Genomic DNA, 16,560 nt, shown 5'->3' with positions numbered 1-16,560 from the left:
GCGGGGATCGCCGTGATGGCGGCTTACAGCCTCTGCTCGGAATCCTGCACGTACCTGCAGGGATCCATGCTCGGCCTGGATCTCAAGTACCTGGGCATGCTTTACATGGGGGCTGTACTAGCTGCCGGCGGTCTCGGGAAGAACGCCGCCTGCGCGATCCTGCTGTCCCTGGGCTTGGGCGTGGAAGTCTTTTTACTCGGCTTCCAGGTCATGAACGGCGTTTACTGTCCCTATTGCCTCGCCTTCGCCGCCGTGGTCATCGTTCTCTTCGCAATGCATCTTGAGAGGATCAGGCCGTCGACGGCGATTCTCTTCGCCATAATCGGGTTATCCGTGTTCCTCTGCCTCTTTTCCGGGTCAGCGACGCCGGCCTACGCCGAAGAGACTCGGATACCCTCCTTCGGGAATGGCCCCGTCAGGGTGAGAATCTACACCGATTATTTCTGTCCTCCCTGCCGCTCGATGGAGCAGGAACTGGAGCCGATCGTCATCGACCTGGTCAGGCGGCGGATCGCCGCAGTCACCTTCGTAGATACGCCCGTCCACAGGGAAACGATCCTCTACGCGAAATGTTTCCTGGGAATGGTGACTGGGAGAAGAGATGTCTCCCAGATCCTCTGGGCGAGAGCCGCTCTCTTCAAGGCGGCGGAGAAAAATATCCGGAGCCTGCCGGACCTGGAAGCCTTCCTGGGCAAAAGGGGCCTGAAGTGCCGGTACGTCGATTCTTCCCAGGCCTTTGAAACCTTCGGCAAACATCTCAGGGATGACCGTATCGATTCCACACCATCCTGCGTAATCGAGGGGCCGGGCGGCAGGAAGAAATTCACCGGCGCACGGGAGATATTGAGGGCGCTGACCCGCCTGGGGGAAGGCGCATGAAAATAAACAACGTGTCTATAGTCTGGAGCACGGTCCGGAAGCTCTCCGGGTGGTCGAGTATTTGCCATTCGATGGCACACCGGGTTCGCCCCGGCAAGTGTCTCAATCGCACGAACATAATAAACATTATTATGCTGACTCAGGCGAAGGCCCGTACCGGATCATTTTCGGGGTTTTCCGGCGTGGAGAATATTCGACCGAAAAACCCCAACGGAGGGGAAAAATGGTCGAATACTCGACCATGCACGTCAGCCTTTAATTAAGGAAGGAGGTCCATTCATGAACCAAACGCCGATAATGCCCCGTTCACATCTTCAATCGTTCGTTTTGCCCGGCAGGCGCGCGAATCGGATTCTCAGGGAAGGTCTGGAGGTCACGATCGGTCACCATGCCGAGGCCGCAATCCTGCGGAAGTTTATCCACTGGACCGGCCGCCTCTGGGATTTCGACCAGTTCATGCACGAGGAACGTGCGCGCGGGGAACAGGAGTTCCAGGACGATCCGCCCGAAAGCGGCTGGATGGAAAAAACGGCGGACGATATCCTCAGCGAATCGATTCCGTCCTTGAGCAGGCATGCAATCAGGAAACATCTCAAGTCGCTCGTCCGGAAGGGATTTCTCTATGAGCGGGAAGACCCGGTGTATCCGTGGGAACACGAGCTCCAATACCGGGTGAATCTCTTCAAGCTCCGAAAGGCCCTGGCCAGGCGGGGATATCACCTGGATGAACGCGATTTCGGTTGAGTGATGAAACGACGGGACTGTCGACAAAACTTAAAAAGAACACCAAGGAGGTGTGCAAATGAATCTGGGACTGGATGTCGGGTACGGGGACGTGAAGGCCGTTTACCAGCGCGAGGGAATTCTGGAGATGCTCAAGTTCCCGACGGCGATCGCTTACGCGGAGCGGGAAGTCGGGGATCTGTCGGCCTTTACCGGGGGCGAGGAATACGAATACCGTGGCAGGAAATACCTCGTCGGCAGGGAAGCCCTGGTCGGTGCCTTTTCAACGCGGAGCTTCGAGTTCATGAAGAGGTACTCGCCCCTTTTCGTCTTCAAGGCGGTGAAGAAAATCCACCGGAAGACCGGTGAACTCGTCACGGACGTCGCCATGGGACTCCCCCTTTCCCATTACACGGACGTGAACCTGAAGGAACTCGTTCCCCTCCTGCAGCGGATCGAGGTGGGCCGCGAGGTCCTGGAATTGAACGCGCGGTTCTATCCCCAGGGTCTCGGGGTTCTCGCGGACTACCGGCTGTCCCAGGCGGGAGACGTCAACGCGCGGACGGACCATGACATGATCATTCTCGACATCGGGTTCAACACCGTGGACGTCATCGTGGTCGAGCGTGGACGGATCGTCAAGGGCGAATCCGACACCCTGGAGAGGCACGGGGTGTCGAAGATCTCCCTGGACCTTGCCAGGGGAATCAAGGTCCGGATGCAGCTTGATCTTTCCGAACAGGAATCGAAGGACGTGCTTAGCCAAGGCAGGATCCGGGTGTACGGCGCAGAACGGGATCTCTCCGAACTGGTCAGGGATTCGGCGGAGAAATATATTGACTGGCTGATCCAGGAAGTGCGCTCGAAGTGGACGGCAAGGATACAGCGCGCGGAGAAGGTCATCATCGCCGGCGGAGGCGCCTATTACCTCCAGGAGCACATCCCGAAGGAATACCTGCCGCTCGTTCACGTACCCGATCGCCCCGAGTATGCCAATGCGAGAGGTTTTCTGAAGGCGCTGGACGTGGAATCAAGGAAATGACCACAAAGCATGAAATCACCCTGAGGATCACCCTGACTGACGAGGAATTGATCCGGAAGATCCGCTCGATTTCCCAGCCGGACCGCGGGCGGGTGATACAGAGAGCCCTCAAAGTTTACTTCGATACGGTCGGCGGCAGGGAAGTTTACGAGATGCTCTCGAAGGAAGTGCCGGGCGCTATGCCGGGAAGAAGAGAAGACGCGCCGCCCCGTCGAGGCGCCCCGGACAAGCTGAAAGACGTTTTGGGTGATTTCTGATTTGGATTATGAAAGGTGATCAGTCGAATGAATCTCAAAACCATGAGCGACAGAAAAGAGGAATAAATGAGGTCGATGGGGCCGCTGGATAAGGAGGTCTTAAGATGAAGCGCACCATTCTAAGAATGCCGGCTGTGAAATTTGAATCAGGGCTTTCCCGGTCAACTCTCTACTTACGCATTTCACAAGGACCATGGACTCGGCCGGTGTCACTTGGCTCGCGGGCGGTCGGATGGCCTTCAGCCGAAGTGGAGGCACTGAACGCGGCGCGTATTGCAGGCAGAACCGATGAAGAAGTACGATCTCTGGTCCAAGAACTGGAAGCTGCCCGCAGGAACGCAAGGTAAGAGGGATGCCTGAAGTCAGACACATAAATTGTCCTGACTCATGCTTGACTCGACGTACACTGTCAAATTAAGTCTCGGTCAGATTATTGATTATTACCTTCAAATCCTTAACCCGGCTACGACTCGTGTTTCCGAGGAATTTATTGAAATCATTATGTTAGGGGAATGCTCTTGCATAGCAGCTTCCATTTCATAATGTGCAAATGAAGTCAAAAAAATTTTAATATATCACCGTCATCATTCTTCCATGCGTATTGTCGGCCGTTGCTATAAGCCAAAGCCAAGGAGGTTGATGAACCCCAGTTCCCCCGACAAGTTTGGCAGCGGGGGGCTAACATTATGATGCGCAGGATTTTCTCCGTTCATGGTCGCCTCCAGAAAAATTTCCCAAGCGCCTTTGCAGGGCTAAGGAACGAGAGACTGAAAATACCCGATCCACAAAGCTTCTGGCGGAGAAGCAGGCGGGGAGGCTTATACCGCAAGTTCGGGCAGCATCACAGGCAGGGCGCCGGGCGCATTTTCTGGACCATTTCTTTAATTTTGTGAGCAGAAAAATTGCATAATATTGTCGATTTTAAAAGGATAGCGTGATAATAAGTCCCTAATATGATAGGCCGATGAACAAGTTCCATCTTGTATGATCATGCTGGAGGGAAATATGGCTGGCTGACAGAACCCTGCTTCTTGATAAAAAGAGCGGGGTTTTTTTATACCGAATTGTCTGCCTGTCAATTTAGGCTAAATACCATCGAGGTCTCATGGAAAAAGTGAGGGCAAAACGAAGGTCAGTAAGTCAGCGCATCGGGGAAAAAGGCGAAGGTATATTTCGTATTTGGGGTACCGATAATCATCTTATTCCTCAAAAAACTGAGCGAGATTATGGCATCGATTTTTTCTGTCAAGTAATGGAACCTGTCGGATCATCCAGCGAAGAGATTACGGGAGCGGTTATTGGAACTCAAGTACGCAGCATTACGGGCAAGTCACGCCCCCGAGTTTTGGTCGATAAGACCGATATCGAAAGTGCTCTCCGCCTCAGTGTCCCATATTGTCTGATTGGAATTGATACTGATAACCAACATGTCCACCACTTATTTCTAGACGAACCCCTTCTCGAAGAGTTTTATTCATTTATTTGCTCGAAAAATGAGACAATGAGCCTACGGTTAGATAGATTTGAATTTGGCCCAGAGGCATTCAAGGCATCCCTTGCAAGAGCATGCTCGCCAGCTACTCAAAGCCGCTTGAAATTGATCAAGGTCAATCTCAAAATAACGTCAGACATTCCTGGAGCAGATCTCAAGATATATCAAACGCCAAGTACTGGATTAGCTATTGTAGACGTTCCCTGGATAACCCAGATTTTCAAGCTTCCGGCAGATAGACGCGAAGCAGCCGCTACAATGGTTTTTGAAGAAGGCAAATTTTCTAAATCGGTCATTTCACAAATTCCGATAAAAGAAATCTTTGCACCTGTTAAGTCTTTGGTAGACGGCCCAATCCTCTTTCGGGGTGCTTTTGAAGAGGAGGTAGAGCTATATGTAAGGCACCAGGGTAAACAGAAAACTGCCACCTTTGCCTTGCGGCGCATAGAGGACGAACGGGCATACGTTAGCGAGTCGGGTCTCATTTTAGTCATTTCCGACGCAAGACTCGATGGAGGAGTCTATAAACATTTCATGGATCTTCGGATTACCGCTTCAAATGCGGTTTCGCTAAGCAACTCATCTAAGACTTTGGATTTCTTAGAATTGCTTAATCCTGGTGCGGTTATCAATGAGGTTGGTCGAGAGGGCATCCCCATCGAACATTGGCTGGACTTACATCGTATTGGTCCGTTTGTATCAGCCATTGAAAAGGCATATAAATTTCTTGACCTCAATCTTTCTGAGGTCTTCTTGGCCGATCTCCAAAATGAAGAATTTGGAAAGACAATCACCCTTCTTGAGTCACTGATTGACGGAATTGAAATTCAACAAATCATGCCTGGCTTTGTTCTCGGACCAGCTGCCGGGACACCTCCAAAAAATGAATTATGGCGGCGTACTGCATTTCGAATTCCCATTGTAGCCAATTTAAAGAAACGAGCCGTCGAGACTTGGGTAGAGGGCACAGGAGATGTATATGTTTGCGAAGAGCCTAGCGTCATATGCGGTTTTCGGGCAACCAGTCAAGAGAGTTGGACATGCCTTCTTAGGGAGACACGTTACCAGATAGGACCCCATCCGGAAGTATGGGTAAGCAAGAATTGGCCTGCAATTCCCTTATTTAAGGAAAAACCAGAAGTTACCTGGACGTTTGGGAGTGGCATTGAACATCCGTTAGAAGGAGATATAAGGCCATTAGTTGATGATTAACTGGTTACATTCATTCACCAGATCCCTACTCATGTTTCGTCGGGCGGGAGGAAGCAATGGCAACCATTGACGACGTGATCACATGGGCTAACACCTTGCCAGCATGGCAGGGCGACGCCGTTCGACGCTTCCTGGTAGCGTGCGACGCACCAATCAGTGCTCAGGATTATTCGGAGATATTGACGTTAGCCAAAACAGACTTGAAGCTTACACCACCCCCGGAGAATATAACGCCGATTCCACCCGCTGCGGGCATGTTCTCAGGTGCTCCGGCAACGAGCGTCGCTGTCAAGCTGCTATCAATTTCCGATATCCGCGATGTCAACATCATCCACCCTGGCCAAACACAGCCTTTCTCCGAAAATGGCGTGACAGTTGTGTATGGTCGTAACGGCTCAGGCAAGTCAGGCTACTCCCGGATCCTGAAACTGGCTTGCCGGGCACGCGACAAAGACGAGCGTATTCTCCCGAATGTTTTTTCGACAGCACCAGCCGGAACACCGAGCGCGATTCTGAAAATTAAACAGGATGCCGAGACAAAGGATATCAGTTGGACACAGGGTAGCCCCGCAGATCCGATCCTGACCAATATAACCGTCTTTGATAGCCGCTGCGCGAGGGTCATCACGGATGACCGTAACGAGATCAGTTATCTTCCGTATGGGGCTGAAGTTTTTCAAAAATTGGCAGATGTCGTACTGAGGGTAAAGGCTGATTTAGAGGCAGAGGTTACGCCGCTTTTACCGGTCCAGGACTCAGGCGTGGTAGCGGGCACTCTATCAGCTACCTTTCTCGAATCCTTGTCGGAAACAACCAAGGATGAGATCATCCAAGCCGCGATCACATGGACACCTGTGGATGAAGAAGCATTGGCTAAGAGTGAAGAGCTGGCTCGTGCATCGGACGTAACAAAAGCAACTCAAGAAATCGCTAAACTTGAAAGGATAAAGAAGCGTGTCCTGGATGCTTCCAGCACCGTGTCAGGAATCGTATCCGCGTGTATGGATCTTACGAATCAAGAGTTCAGGAGGATTTTGCAAGAGTTAAGCGCCGCGCAACTCGCACATGAGACTGCTGTTGCCGAACGGAAGACGCCTGAACCACTGCCAGGAGTCGCGTCTACAAATCAATGGGAAATTCTTTATAAGGCAGCAAAGCAATACTCTGAGGAGATAGCCTATCCAGGCGAAGACTTTCCAAAAACAACGGACGCTGTCTGTGTGCTTTGTCAACAACCGCTCGGCGACGATGCAGTTGCTCGTTTTGTCCGTTTTAAGAAGTTCATGGAGGATGCCACAAGCACAGTGCTCGCGGCCAAGCGGGCTGCGCTGAAGTCGCTCCTTGACAAGGTTGAAGAAGTAGCTCCCCTGACGGGCCAGGCGCTCGATTCCATCGTCGATGAACTGGCCAGTCTGGATGTCAAGGCAGCAGATGCCCTACGAACCTATCACGCAGCAGTTCTTGCTCGCAAAGCCGCAGCAGTAGAGCTGCTTAAAGAAGGTACAGACCCAGATAAAGTACTGAAACTTCAAGATTGGCCTGAGTCAGTTGCGGCGTCACTGCAAGCAGTTGCGCAAAATCTCTCTCAAAAAGTAGTCGAAATTATAAATGCAGCAAAACCTGAAGAATACAAGAAACTCCTTACCAAAATAGCTGAACTCAAATCGCGCAAGGCTCTGAGTGCACGGAAATCCGACATAATCGCGTACGTTTCGAAAGCCCTCCGCAACGCAGTCCTGCGCCGAGCGGCTGCAACCCTTCGTACTCGTGAGATCACCAATCAAGGTAAAGCGATAATCTGCAAGAACCTAACGCCAGAGCTGGTAAGAGCTTTCAAGACGGAATTAGAAGCACTGGGAGCGATCCGGATGCCCGTATCGGTAAAGCCTTGCGGAGCTACCGGCGAGACATCACACGAGATGCTGCTGGAAGGCGGAAACGCGCTTGGGCGGACGCGCATGTCTCAAATCCTTAGTGAAGGTGAAGCGCGGGCCATCGCAATAGCAGGCTTCTTGTCGGAGCTTAAGCTTGCGCCACATGCAAATGCCATCGTGCTGGATGATCCGGTTTCCTCGCTAGATCATGTGTTCACTAGAAAAATCGCTGCACGGCTCGCCAGAGAAGGGCTGAAACGACAGGTCATCATCTTCACGCACAATATTGCCTTCCTGATGGAGTTAGAGGATGCGTGTATGGATCTGGCCAAGGCGGGTACCCCAGTTGCAGTCGCGGTGCATACGCTGCATCGGGGTGCCAAATCTTCTGGAATAACGGTGGATGGAGTGCCATGGCATGCCATGAAAGTCAATCAACGTGCTCACTACCTAGAGCAATTGGTTAACAAGATCAAATTATTGTATGAAGACAAAGTCTCTGAATACAACGAAAATGCGGCCCGTATCTATGGTCTGTTACGCGAAGCCTGGGAATCCTGTGTCGAGGACGATTTATTTTACAATGTGGTGTGCAGATACCGGAATAGTGTGCAGACGCTTAAGCTCATCCATGTCTCTATCGAGGACACTGACATCCACAGCATTGATCTCAACATGTCAAAAGCGAGCACATGGATGACGGGTCACGATAAATCAAAGATGCTGGACGATAATCGGCCTGCGCCTGATGAATTACTCGCGGACATCAAGGCGTTGCGAGATTTTTCGAAAAAGCTCATTGACCGCCGTAAGGAAACGGAGAAACGGCGCAAGGATCTTTTAAAGCCAGCGTTAGCATAAGCATACACCACCATACCGTGAAATAAAAAACCAAATGCCCTAGCGATCATAAATCGCCCCTGTCGCGTCCCCATCAGCACAGAGATTAACGGCCAGCAGGCAGCCGATCATCGAAAAAGTAAAGTTAAATAATAATTCCACATTTCATCTCGTCATCAATAAGTTGTTCCGAAAAGCGAATTCCATCTTTGTTTTGACGTCAAGTATCGAACCTAGGATTTTATTCTTAACGCAATTACCTAAACTTGTTGACTACGTCTGGAGGAAAGATATAAAATATAATGAGCGTGAAAAAGATCCAAAATTTGGGGGCATTTTTGGGGGTATTCATAAAAATCGAATAGCGAATTTTGAAGCATAAACAGTAATTTTGGCTTATTATTCGACTCCCGCCTCCACCAGAAATACACAATATTATCAACGAACTGCATTATCGGGGAGCCGCTTGGGGTACTTTGAGCGGCTCGAGCTGTATACTCTTCCACAAATATCGACCCGTCGTTGTGCGGGTCAAATAAATTGTAAAAGTTAGGATCTCTCCGTACAGATAGCTAGAAAAAGTGGCAGTCAGTTTTCTCTACCGGTGCCTTGTTCGACTCTTTCAATCTCTGTTGTCTGCTTCGTCCTTTTCCCTCCGGATCAGGTCGCGTGCACGCATGGGGTTATTGATTCCCGCAAAACTGACTTCGATCCCCCCTGTTCCTGCAGAGGCAATCTCGATGGTACCAAGTCCGAAAAGACGTTCGAGAATGCTTTGCTTGACATTGATGTTCCTGATGTCACGAACTCCGATCTCGTGAATCTTGCGCGAGATGATGCCGGCCTTGGACATCACCCGTTTGTTCGTCAGCGTGTAGACTTTGAAATTTCTGTCCAGCAGGGCGTACACGATGAACAACAGTCCAAGCCCGAACAGCGGGAGAAGAATGACGCCAAAAATGAAGTGACCGAGATAGTAGAGATAGGAAGGGTTGCCTTTCCACAGGTCGTTCTCGACCTGAAGTTTCGATTTCTTGGGTTGCGGGGGCGGGGGTGCCGCCGCCGCTTGTCTGTTCCTGCCGTCGAGAAACTCGCCACAATGCTTGCACTTGACCGCCGCGAGGAGAATAGCCTCGCCACAGAACGAGCATGCCTTTGTCTGATTCTGAGGCGGAGGTGGAGAAGCAGTAGGTGCTGTGGGTTGTGGATCTGGGAGTGTGATTGCCCTATTGCACGAAGGACAGTTGATCTGCTGGCCGAGTATTTCCTCCGGTGCTTCCAGGGACTGTTTGCAGTGCGGGCAGTTAAATCTGAAGCCAGCCATGACCCGATCCTTTCTTCTTCATTCCGGTGTCGAACATTGCATGGGCGAACCCTCATAAGACCTGCGATTGTTTTTTCCTGTCCGTATATGCCGCCGTTGAATATATGCAATGAACCGTGATACTGTCAATTATTCCGAGTATCCATGGCATTCTTCATAATTTATTCAGGGGTTTATCCAGATCCTCATAAGACCCCTGGTTACAGGGCATCCATCGGGCTACATACTGCGGATGAACCCCGGTTCAGAGCATGAGTATAGACCATGGTGGTCTTTACATCTTCATGCCCCCAAAACTCCTGCCCTGATGGGTCGGCGGCGGTATCTTATGCGATTGGCGCGGCTTGATTTGTCTGTGGTTGTATCGCCAGCGCCGTTGTCGTTATCGGTTTTGGCAAGAATGTGAATGCTTTGCAGATTTAGGAAAATCTATGGCAAAAATGGAAGGGGATTGCAAGGTGTTTTTAAGAATCCTGGAGGGATATCGCTCAAACAGTTCTAACCGCATTCAATCGCTTTGCCCGAATGCTCATGGTGCGGCTTTGTCTTTGAAGTGGCATGTAACAGATGACGAAGAAAATCTCACTTCAAGACGCAACAAATACCCCTCCCGTCCCGAAAAACACCACCCTCCTGCATGTTTCACCCCGTATCATTGTTCCCCTGAACGTCATCACTCTACCGACTCCCTCGCACAGTCAAACATTTTCAGTATAACCTCCGCCCATCGACCGGCTGGAAGGATTTCGGTCCAGCGGGCACGGCATGTATCAGCGGGTGATGGTGTCGGTGCTGTGCAGGCGCACTTCGGTTCCAGCCTGGGCCTATTGGATGCCATGCCCGCTTTACGCGGAAAGAGTCGCCAGTGGTTACGTCCGTGAGCCGATCTTTGCGGCTTTATCCGGACGAAAGCGTTTGACAATCGGCCCCTGCCTGAATATATTAGAAGATATTTTAAGTTGGGAAAGTTGTGTCCAGCATCCCCGTTACCGCCTCTGGCGTGGCAAGCAAACCAAACGCCCATGAAAAACTGGAGAGATAGACGAGATGGAAGATCGTTGGTTATCAGTAGACGAGATAAGTAAATACTTGGGTATCAGCAACGACACCGTGTACCGCTGGATCGACAGGCATGCGATGCCCGCCCATCGCATGGGCCGTCTCTGGAAGTTCAAGAAGGAACAGGTCGATGCTTGGGTGGAGACCGGCGGTGCGGCGGACAAAAGCAGGCAGGATCAGGCTGGGTGAGCAGAAAAAACGGAAATAGCAATTCAGTTGGTCCGGACATCGGGATCCTTCCCGGGCATCTCTGGGAGGCGGCCAATATCCTGCGTGGACCTGTGGACGCAGCCGATTTCAAGACCTACATCTTCCCCCTGCTGTTCTACAAGCGCCTGTGCGACGTCTATGACGAGGAACTGGCCGATGCGCTGGAAGAATCCGGCGGCGATCAGGAATATGCCGCGCTGCCCGAACAGCACCGCTTCCAGATTCCGGCCGGGGCGCATTGGAAAAAGACCCGCACCAGGGTCAGGAACGTGGGCAAAGCCATCCAGGATGCCCTGCGATCCATCGAAAAAGCCAATCCCGACACTCTGTATGGAGTCTTCGGTGATGCTCAGTGGACCAACAAGGACCGCCTGCCGGATCACATGCTGCGCGAGCTGATCGAACATTTCAGCTCGCAGACGCTTTCACTCTCCAACTGCCCGGAAGATGAGCTGGGCATAGGCTATGAATTTCTGATCAAAAAGTTTGCCGACGATTCCGGCCATACTGCTGCAGAGTTCTATACCAACCGCACCGTGGTTCATCTGATGACCGAGATGCTCGAACCCAAACCGGGTGAGTCGATCTATGATCCCACCTGCGGTTCTGCGGGCATGCTGCTTTCCGCCGTCGCTCACCTGAAGCGGCAGAATAAGGAGTGGCGGAACCTGCGGCTGTTCGGCCAGGAGCGTAATCTGCTTACCTCGGCCATCGGACGTATGAACCTGTTCCTGCACGGCATCGAGGACTTCCGCATTGTCCGGGGCGATACCCTGGCCAATCCCGTTTTTGTCGAAGGTGATCGGCTCATGCAGTTCGATGTAGTCCTGGCCAATCCGCCGTACTCCATCAAGCAGTGGGACCGCGATGCCTGGTCTGCTGATCCGTGGGGACGGAACATCTATGGCACCCCACCCCAGGGCCGCGCCGATTATGCCTTCTGGCAGCATATCATCAGAAGCATGAAGGCCGGAAGCGGCCGCTGCGCCATCTTGTTTCCCAACGGTGTCCTTTTCCGAAACGAAGAGTCGGCCATGCGCGAGAAGCTGGTCGCCCATGATGTGGTGGAGTGTGTGCTGGGTCTTGGCCCCAACCTCTTTTACAACTCGCCGATGGAAGCTTGTGTCGTCATCTGCCGCATGAACAAGCCCAGGGAGCGCAGGAACAAAGTACTTTTCATCAATGCGGTGAACGAGGTGACCCGAGAGCGGGCACAGAGTTTCCTTACCGGGGATCACATCCAGCGCATTGTCTCTGCCTACCGGACTTTCGGTGACGAGGATGGTTTCGCCCGGGTGGTCAGCAAAGATGAGATCCGTGAGAAAGGCAGCAACCTCAGCATCCCGCTATATGTACGGGCGGAAACGACTGCAGTGTATCGGGTGGCGGAGGAACAAGCGCTATATGGAAAAACCAGCCTCAAGCAGGCCATCGCAGACTGGCAGAAAAGTTCAATGGCCTTGCGGAAGTCGATGGATGAGCTTTTCGAAGTGCTTGAGCAACAGACAGATCATTTCAGTGGTGCCAGGAAAATGATTCAGGACCAAGTTCCTGACGCCGGGAAATTGATCGTGGCCTCCGGCGGAAAAGGGTCTCGAACACGAAAGCGGAGAAAGGAATGAGCGAACTGACTAAAAACAATCACGGCCCGGACTACGCGCACCTTCTCGCCGAGGTGAAAGAGCGCGTTCGTTCGGCCCAGTACACCGCGCTGAAAGCGGTCAATACCGAACTGGTCGGGTTGTATTGGGATATCGGGCGGATGATTGTGGAACGACAGACAGACGCCGAGCATGGCACAGCCATCGCCGAACAGTTGTCCAATGACCTGCGGACGGAGTTTCCAGGAATCAGAGGTTTTTCTCGGCGCAATGTTTTCTACATGCGGGAGTTTTACCTGCTTTACTGCGATGACAAGCGAGTGCAACCACTGGTTGCACAAATCGGCTGGACTCATAATCTGGTGATATTTCAACGCTGCAAAGACCCCCTGGAACGTGAATTCTATATCCGCATGACCCGCAAATTCGGCTGGTCCAGGAACGTCCTTGTCCACCAGATTGACAATCAGAGCTATGGAAAATCCCTGCTCGGCCAGACCAATTTCGACCAGACACTGACGCCCAGGCTGCGCGCCCAGGCCAAGCTGGCGGTGAAGGATGAATACACCTTCGATTTCCTGGAACTGGGCGAGGAACACAGCGAACGGGAGCTGGAACGGGCGCTCATTGCCCGGATTGAGGATTTTCTGCGGGCCATGGGCGGCATGTTCGCCTTTATGGGAAGCCAGTACCGGCTGGAGATCGATGGCAAAGAGTTTTTTATCGATCTCTTGCTGTTTCATCGGCGCCTGCGCTGCCTTGTCGCCATTGAATTGAAAGTCGGTGAATTCCTGCCGGAGTTTGTCGGCAAGATGCAGTTTTACCTGACCGCGCTGGACCGGCAGGTTCGTCAGGAAGACGAAAACTCTTCCATCGGCATCATTCTATGCAAAGAAAAGAGCCGCACCATTGTAGAATACGCCCTGCATAACAGCCGCAAGCCCATCGGCGTGGCAACTTACAAAATCACCCGCACACTGCCCAGGGAGCTAAAGGGCCAACTCCCCCGGCCGGAAGAGATCGCAGCCTTGCTAGAGGGGATTGAAGAATGATGAAGAGAATCAATGTACTAAAAAACACCAACGAGCATCCCTTGGTGGCCAGTTGCATTTTTCACTACGAGTTCGAATTCATCCATCCCTTTGCCGACGGCAACGACCGCATGGGGTCGGTTGCGGCAAACCTTGATTCTCCGGCATTGGAAGCCGCTCCTTTTGTCGAGTTCATGTTGGTGCGTTACACGATACCGTGCGCGAAGCTGTGTCGACCGACCATGTAGGCGACCAAGTAGCGGCATTGACCCGTGCGATTGGGAGCGGCGAACCGGGCAGTAACGATTTGATGTAGGCCTTGGATTTGTCCCACCGCCCTACGTTCCGGAACAACTACCTCAATCCGGCCCTGGAAGATGAATGGATCGAACGCACACAACCGGATTCCCCGCGCAGCCCTACTCAGCGCTATCGGTTGACCGGTACATGCCGACGAGCAGCAGAGGGATGCTTGCGACAAACTCGCGGCATGGCTTGTGACAATCGGGCCGTGGCATATCAGATCGATGGAGATAGTGACAAGAGATGGTACCGGACGGTGAACAAGATGAGCTGCGGCTGCGCGAGGAGAACGCCCGCCTCAAGGAACTACTGACCCGGCACGGTATCGCCTGGGAAGAACCGGCCATCCCTGAACCAGTCCCCGTCCCAACCGAATCCGCATCATCCCCAACCCATTTCACCACCGATGACAAAATTGCCCTGTTCCGCCGCCTGTTCCGTGGACGCGAGGATGTCTATCCCCAGCGCTGGGAGTCGGCCAAGGGCACATCGGGCTATTCACCGGCCTGTAGCAATAAGTGGAAGCCCGGCGTCTGCCATAAACCCAGGGTGAAATGTGGCGACTGCAACCAGCGGCAATTGTTGCCGGTGACCGATCAGGTGATCTATGACCATTTGGCCGGGAAGCAGACCATCGGCGTCTATCCGCTCCTGCGTGATGACAGTTGCTACTTTCTGGCGGCTGACTTCGATGAGGCCGACTGGCGGGAGGATGCCCAGGCTTTCATGCAATCCTGCCGGGAGCTCGGCATTCCGGCGGCGCTGGAGATTTCCCGCTCCGGCAACGGTGCTCACGCCTGGATCTTTTGTGCCGAGCCGGTTCCGGCCCGCGAGGCCCGGCAACTCGGGGCCGCTTTGATCAGCCACACCTGCAACCGCACCCGGCAATTGTCACTGGCCGGCTACGACCGCTTGTTTCCCAATCAGGACACCATGCCCAAAGGCGGCTTCGGCAACCTGATCGCGCTGCCCCTGCAGAAACAGCCGAGAGAATCAGGGCGCAGCGTGTTCGTCGATGAACACCTGCAACCCTATTCAGACCAGTGGGCTTTTCTTGCATCCATTCGTCCCATATCCCGGCGGGACTTGGAAGACGCCATTTTGCGGGCCAGTGGCGGCCGTCATCCCCTGGATGTGGCCTTTGCCGCTGAGGAAGAGGAAAGCAAACCCTGGCAACGTCAATCGCCTGTGCCCGCCCGGATTGCCGGTCCACTACCGGAATCACTGAGCCTGGTGCTGGCTAACCAGATTTTCATCGCCAAGGCCGATCTGCCACAGCCACTGGCCAACCGCCTGATCCGACTCGCCGCCTTCCAAAATCCGGAGTTCTACAAGACCCAAGCCATGCGTCTGCCGGTGTGGAACAAGCCGCGCATCATCGGCTGTGCCGAGAATTTTCCCCGGCATATCGGCCTACCGCGAGGCTGCCTCGATGCGGCGCTCGACCTGTTACAGGAGAATGACATCCGTCCGGTGCTACAGGATGAGCGCCTTTTGGGACGGAAGGTGACGGCCAAGTTCACCGGCACCTTACGCAGGGACCAGAAAGCAGCGGTGCGGGAGATGCTCAAACACGAGGTCGGCGTACTCTGCGCTCCGACAGCCTTCGGAAAGACCGTTACCGCCTCAGTCCTGATCGCCCGGCGCAAGGTCAGCACGCTGGTGCTGGTCCATCGCACCGCACTGCTGCGCCAGTGGCAGGAGCGGTTGACTGGATTTCTTGAGTTCCCGAAAGGAAGCTTGGGTGTCATCGGCGGCGGCAAGAAGAAACCGTCCGGCAAGATCGACATCGCGGTCATGCAGTCTCTTGCCCGTCGGGAGGATCTTGGCGAACTGCTCGACCAGTATGGACAGATCATCATCGACGAATGCCATCACCTGTCGGCCTTTTCCTTCGAGGCAATCCTCAAACAGGCCAAGTCGAAATTCGTGGTGGGCCTGACCGCCACCCCGATACGCCGCGACGGGCATCAGCCGATCATCTTCATGCAGTGCGGGCCGATTCGCCACAGTGCCGCCAGACCGGAAACCGCCCCGGCGCAACTGGAGGTATGGCCGAAGGTGCTACCCGCGCCGGAGATCCCGCCGGATTCACCGATCCAGGATGTGTTCCGCATCCTTACCAACGATGCGACCCGCAACCGCCGCATCGTCGGGGATGTACTGGCCGCCTGCCGCGAAGGGCGAAAGGTGCTGGTGCTTACCGAGCGTACAGGACATCTGCCGCTGTTGCGGGAGGCGTTGGGGGATGGGGTCGAACACTGCTTTGTCCTGCATGGCCGCTTGTCGAAAAAACAGCGAACAGCTGTGTTTGCCGAGCTGGAGGAATTGGACGAGTCGGCACCGAGGGTACTACTTGCCACAGGCCGCCTGATTGGCGAAGGATTCGACCATCCGCCGCTCGATACGCTGGTGCTGGCTATGCCGATCTCCTGGAAGGGAACCTTGCAGCAATACGCAGGACGTCTGCACCGGGAACACGCCGACAAGCAGGATGTGCGCATCTACGATTACGCCGAGACAGATCAGCCACAGCTCAACCGCATGTGGGACAAACGCCGGCGCGGCTATAGGGCCATGGGATACGAGATCAAACCGATGGAAACCGTTATTTTAGGAACAGGCGCGAACCTAAAAAACAGACGGCCGCTATTGTAAGCTCGCAGCTCCATCTCCAGCAGAAACCGCCAGACCGGCACGACCTGGATGGTGC

The 16,560-nt window shown here is 53.4% G+C and carries 14 protein-coding genes; 13 read left to right on the top strand and 1 reads right to left on the bottom strand.

Annotated elements, in window-relative coordinates; all coding sequences use genetic code 11:
* The 7 genes from M0Q23_04805 to M0Q23_04775 all read left to right on the top strand — a co-directional run.
* Positions 1-879 (top strand): thioredoxin domain-containing protein (locus M0Q23_04805; GenBank protein MCK9527961.1); only part of this gene is annotated, 879 nt, incomplete at its 5' end.
* 279 nt (positions 880-1,158) lie between these two features.
* Entirely contained in the window at positions 1,159-1,623 is a 465-nt protein-coding gene (locus M0Q23_04800) for a hypothetical protein (GenBank protein MCK9527960.1), read from the top strand.
* A gap of 58 nt (positions 1,624-1,681) precedes the next feature.
* Positions 1,682-2,644 (top strand): ParM/StbA family protein, encoded by a 963-nt coding sequence (locus tag M0Q23_04795; GenBank protein MCK9527959.1) that lies wholly within the window; start codon positions 1,682-1,684, stop codon positions 2,642-2,644.
* Positions 2,641-2,901 (top strand): hypothetical protein, encoded by a 261-nt coding sequence (locus M0Q23_04790; protein MCK9527958.1) that lies wholly within the window; start codon positions 2,641-2,643, stop codon positions 2,899-2,901. The genes M0Q23_04795 and M0Q23_04790 overlap by 4 nt, the downstream gene beginning before the upstream one ends.
* A gap of 125 nt (positions 2,902-3,026) precedes the next feature.
* Positions 3,027-3,248, top strand: a complete 222-nt coding sequence (locus tag M0Q23_04785; GenBank protein ID MCK9527957.1) for an AlpA family phage regulatory protein — start codon at positions 3,027-3,029, stop codon at positions 3,246-3,248.
* A gap of 758 nt (positions 3,249-4,006) precedes the next feature.
* Positions 4,007-5,605, top strand: a complete 1,599-nt coding sequence (locus M0Q23_04780; GenBank protein ID MCK9527956.1) for a hypothetical protein — start codon at positions 4,007-4,009, stop codon at positions 5,603-5,605.
* Positions 5,606-5,661: 56 nt separating this feature from the next.
* The gene (locus tag M0Q23_04775; GenBank protein ID MCK9527955.1) at positions 5,662-8,340 is read left to right on the top strand and encodes an AAA family ATPase; all 2,679 of its coding nucleotides are present in this window, start codon (positions 5,662-5,664) and stop codon (positions 8,338-8,340) included.
* 601 nt (positions 8,341-8,941) lie between these two features.
* Here M0Q23_04775 and M0Q23_04770 read toward each other — a convergent pair.
* The gene (locus M0Q23_04770) at positions 8,942-9,643 is read right to left on the bottom strand and encodes a PH domain-containing protein (GenBank protein MCK9527954.1); all 702 of its coding nucleotides are present in this window, start codon (positions 9,641-9,643) and stop codon (positions 8,942-8,944) included.
* Between the two features lie 765 nt (positions 9,644-10,408).
* Between M0Q23_04770 and M0Q23_04765 the strand changes: the two genes are divergently transcribed.
* The 6 genes from M0Q23_04765 (at position 10,409) to M0Q23_04740 (ending at position 16,505) form a co-directional block, all read left to right on the top strand.
* Positions 10,409-10,669 (top strand): hypothetical protein, encoded by a 261-nt coding sequence (locus tag M0Q23_04765; protein MCK9527953.1) that lies wholly within the window; start codon positions 10,409-10,411, stop codon positions 10,667-10,669.
* A 21-nt stretch (positions 10,670-10,690) separates the two neighbouring features.
* Positions 10,691-10,891, top strand: a complete 201-nt coding sequence (locus M0Q23_04760; protein MCK9527952.1) for a helix-turn-helix domain-containing protein — start codon at positions 10,691-10,693, stop codon at positions 10,889-10,891.
* Positions 10,888-12,534 (top strand): type I restriction-modification system subunit M, encoded by a 1,647-nt coding sequence (locus M0Q23_04755; GenBank protein MCK9527951.1) that lies wholly within the window; start codon positions 10,888-10,890, stop codon positions 12,532-12,534. The genes M0Q23_04760 and M0Q23_04755 overlap by 4 nt, the downstream gene beginning before the upstream one ends.
* The gene (locus tag M0Q23_04750) at positions 12,531-13,565 is read left to right on the top strand and encodes a PDDEXK nuclease domain-containing protein (protein ID MCK9527950.1); all 1,035 of its coding nucleotides are present in this window, start codon (positions 12,531-12,533) and stop codon (positions 13,563-13,565) included. Before M0Q23_04755 ends, M0Q23_04750 begins: the two co-directional genes overlap by 4 nt.
* Positions 13,562-13,792 (top strand): Fic family protein, encoded by a 231-nt coding sequence (locus tag M0Q23_04745; protein MCK9527949.1) that lies wholly within the window; start codon positions 13,562-13,564, stop codon positions 13,790-13,792. The genes M0Q23_04750 and M0Q23_04745 overlap by 4 nt, the downstream gene beginning before the upstream one ends.
* A gap of 298 nt (positions 13,793-14,090) precedes the next feature.
* Positions 14,091-16,505, top strand: coding sequence for a DEAD/DEAH box helicase family protein (locus tag M0Q23_04740; GenBank protein MCK9527948.1), 2,415 nt, complete (start codon positions 14,091-14,093; stop codon positions 16,503-16,505).
* Positions 16,506-16,560 lie beyond the last annotated feature (55 nt).

This window comes from Syntrophales bacterium, assembly GCA_023228425.1.
Taxonomy (GTDB): Bacteria; Desulfobacterota; Syntrophia; order Syntrophales; family UBA2210; genus MLS-D.
Note: the sequence above shows the minus strand (reverse complement) of the source record. Positions and strands in the feature narration are given on the sequence as shown.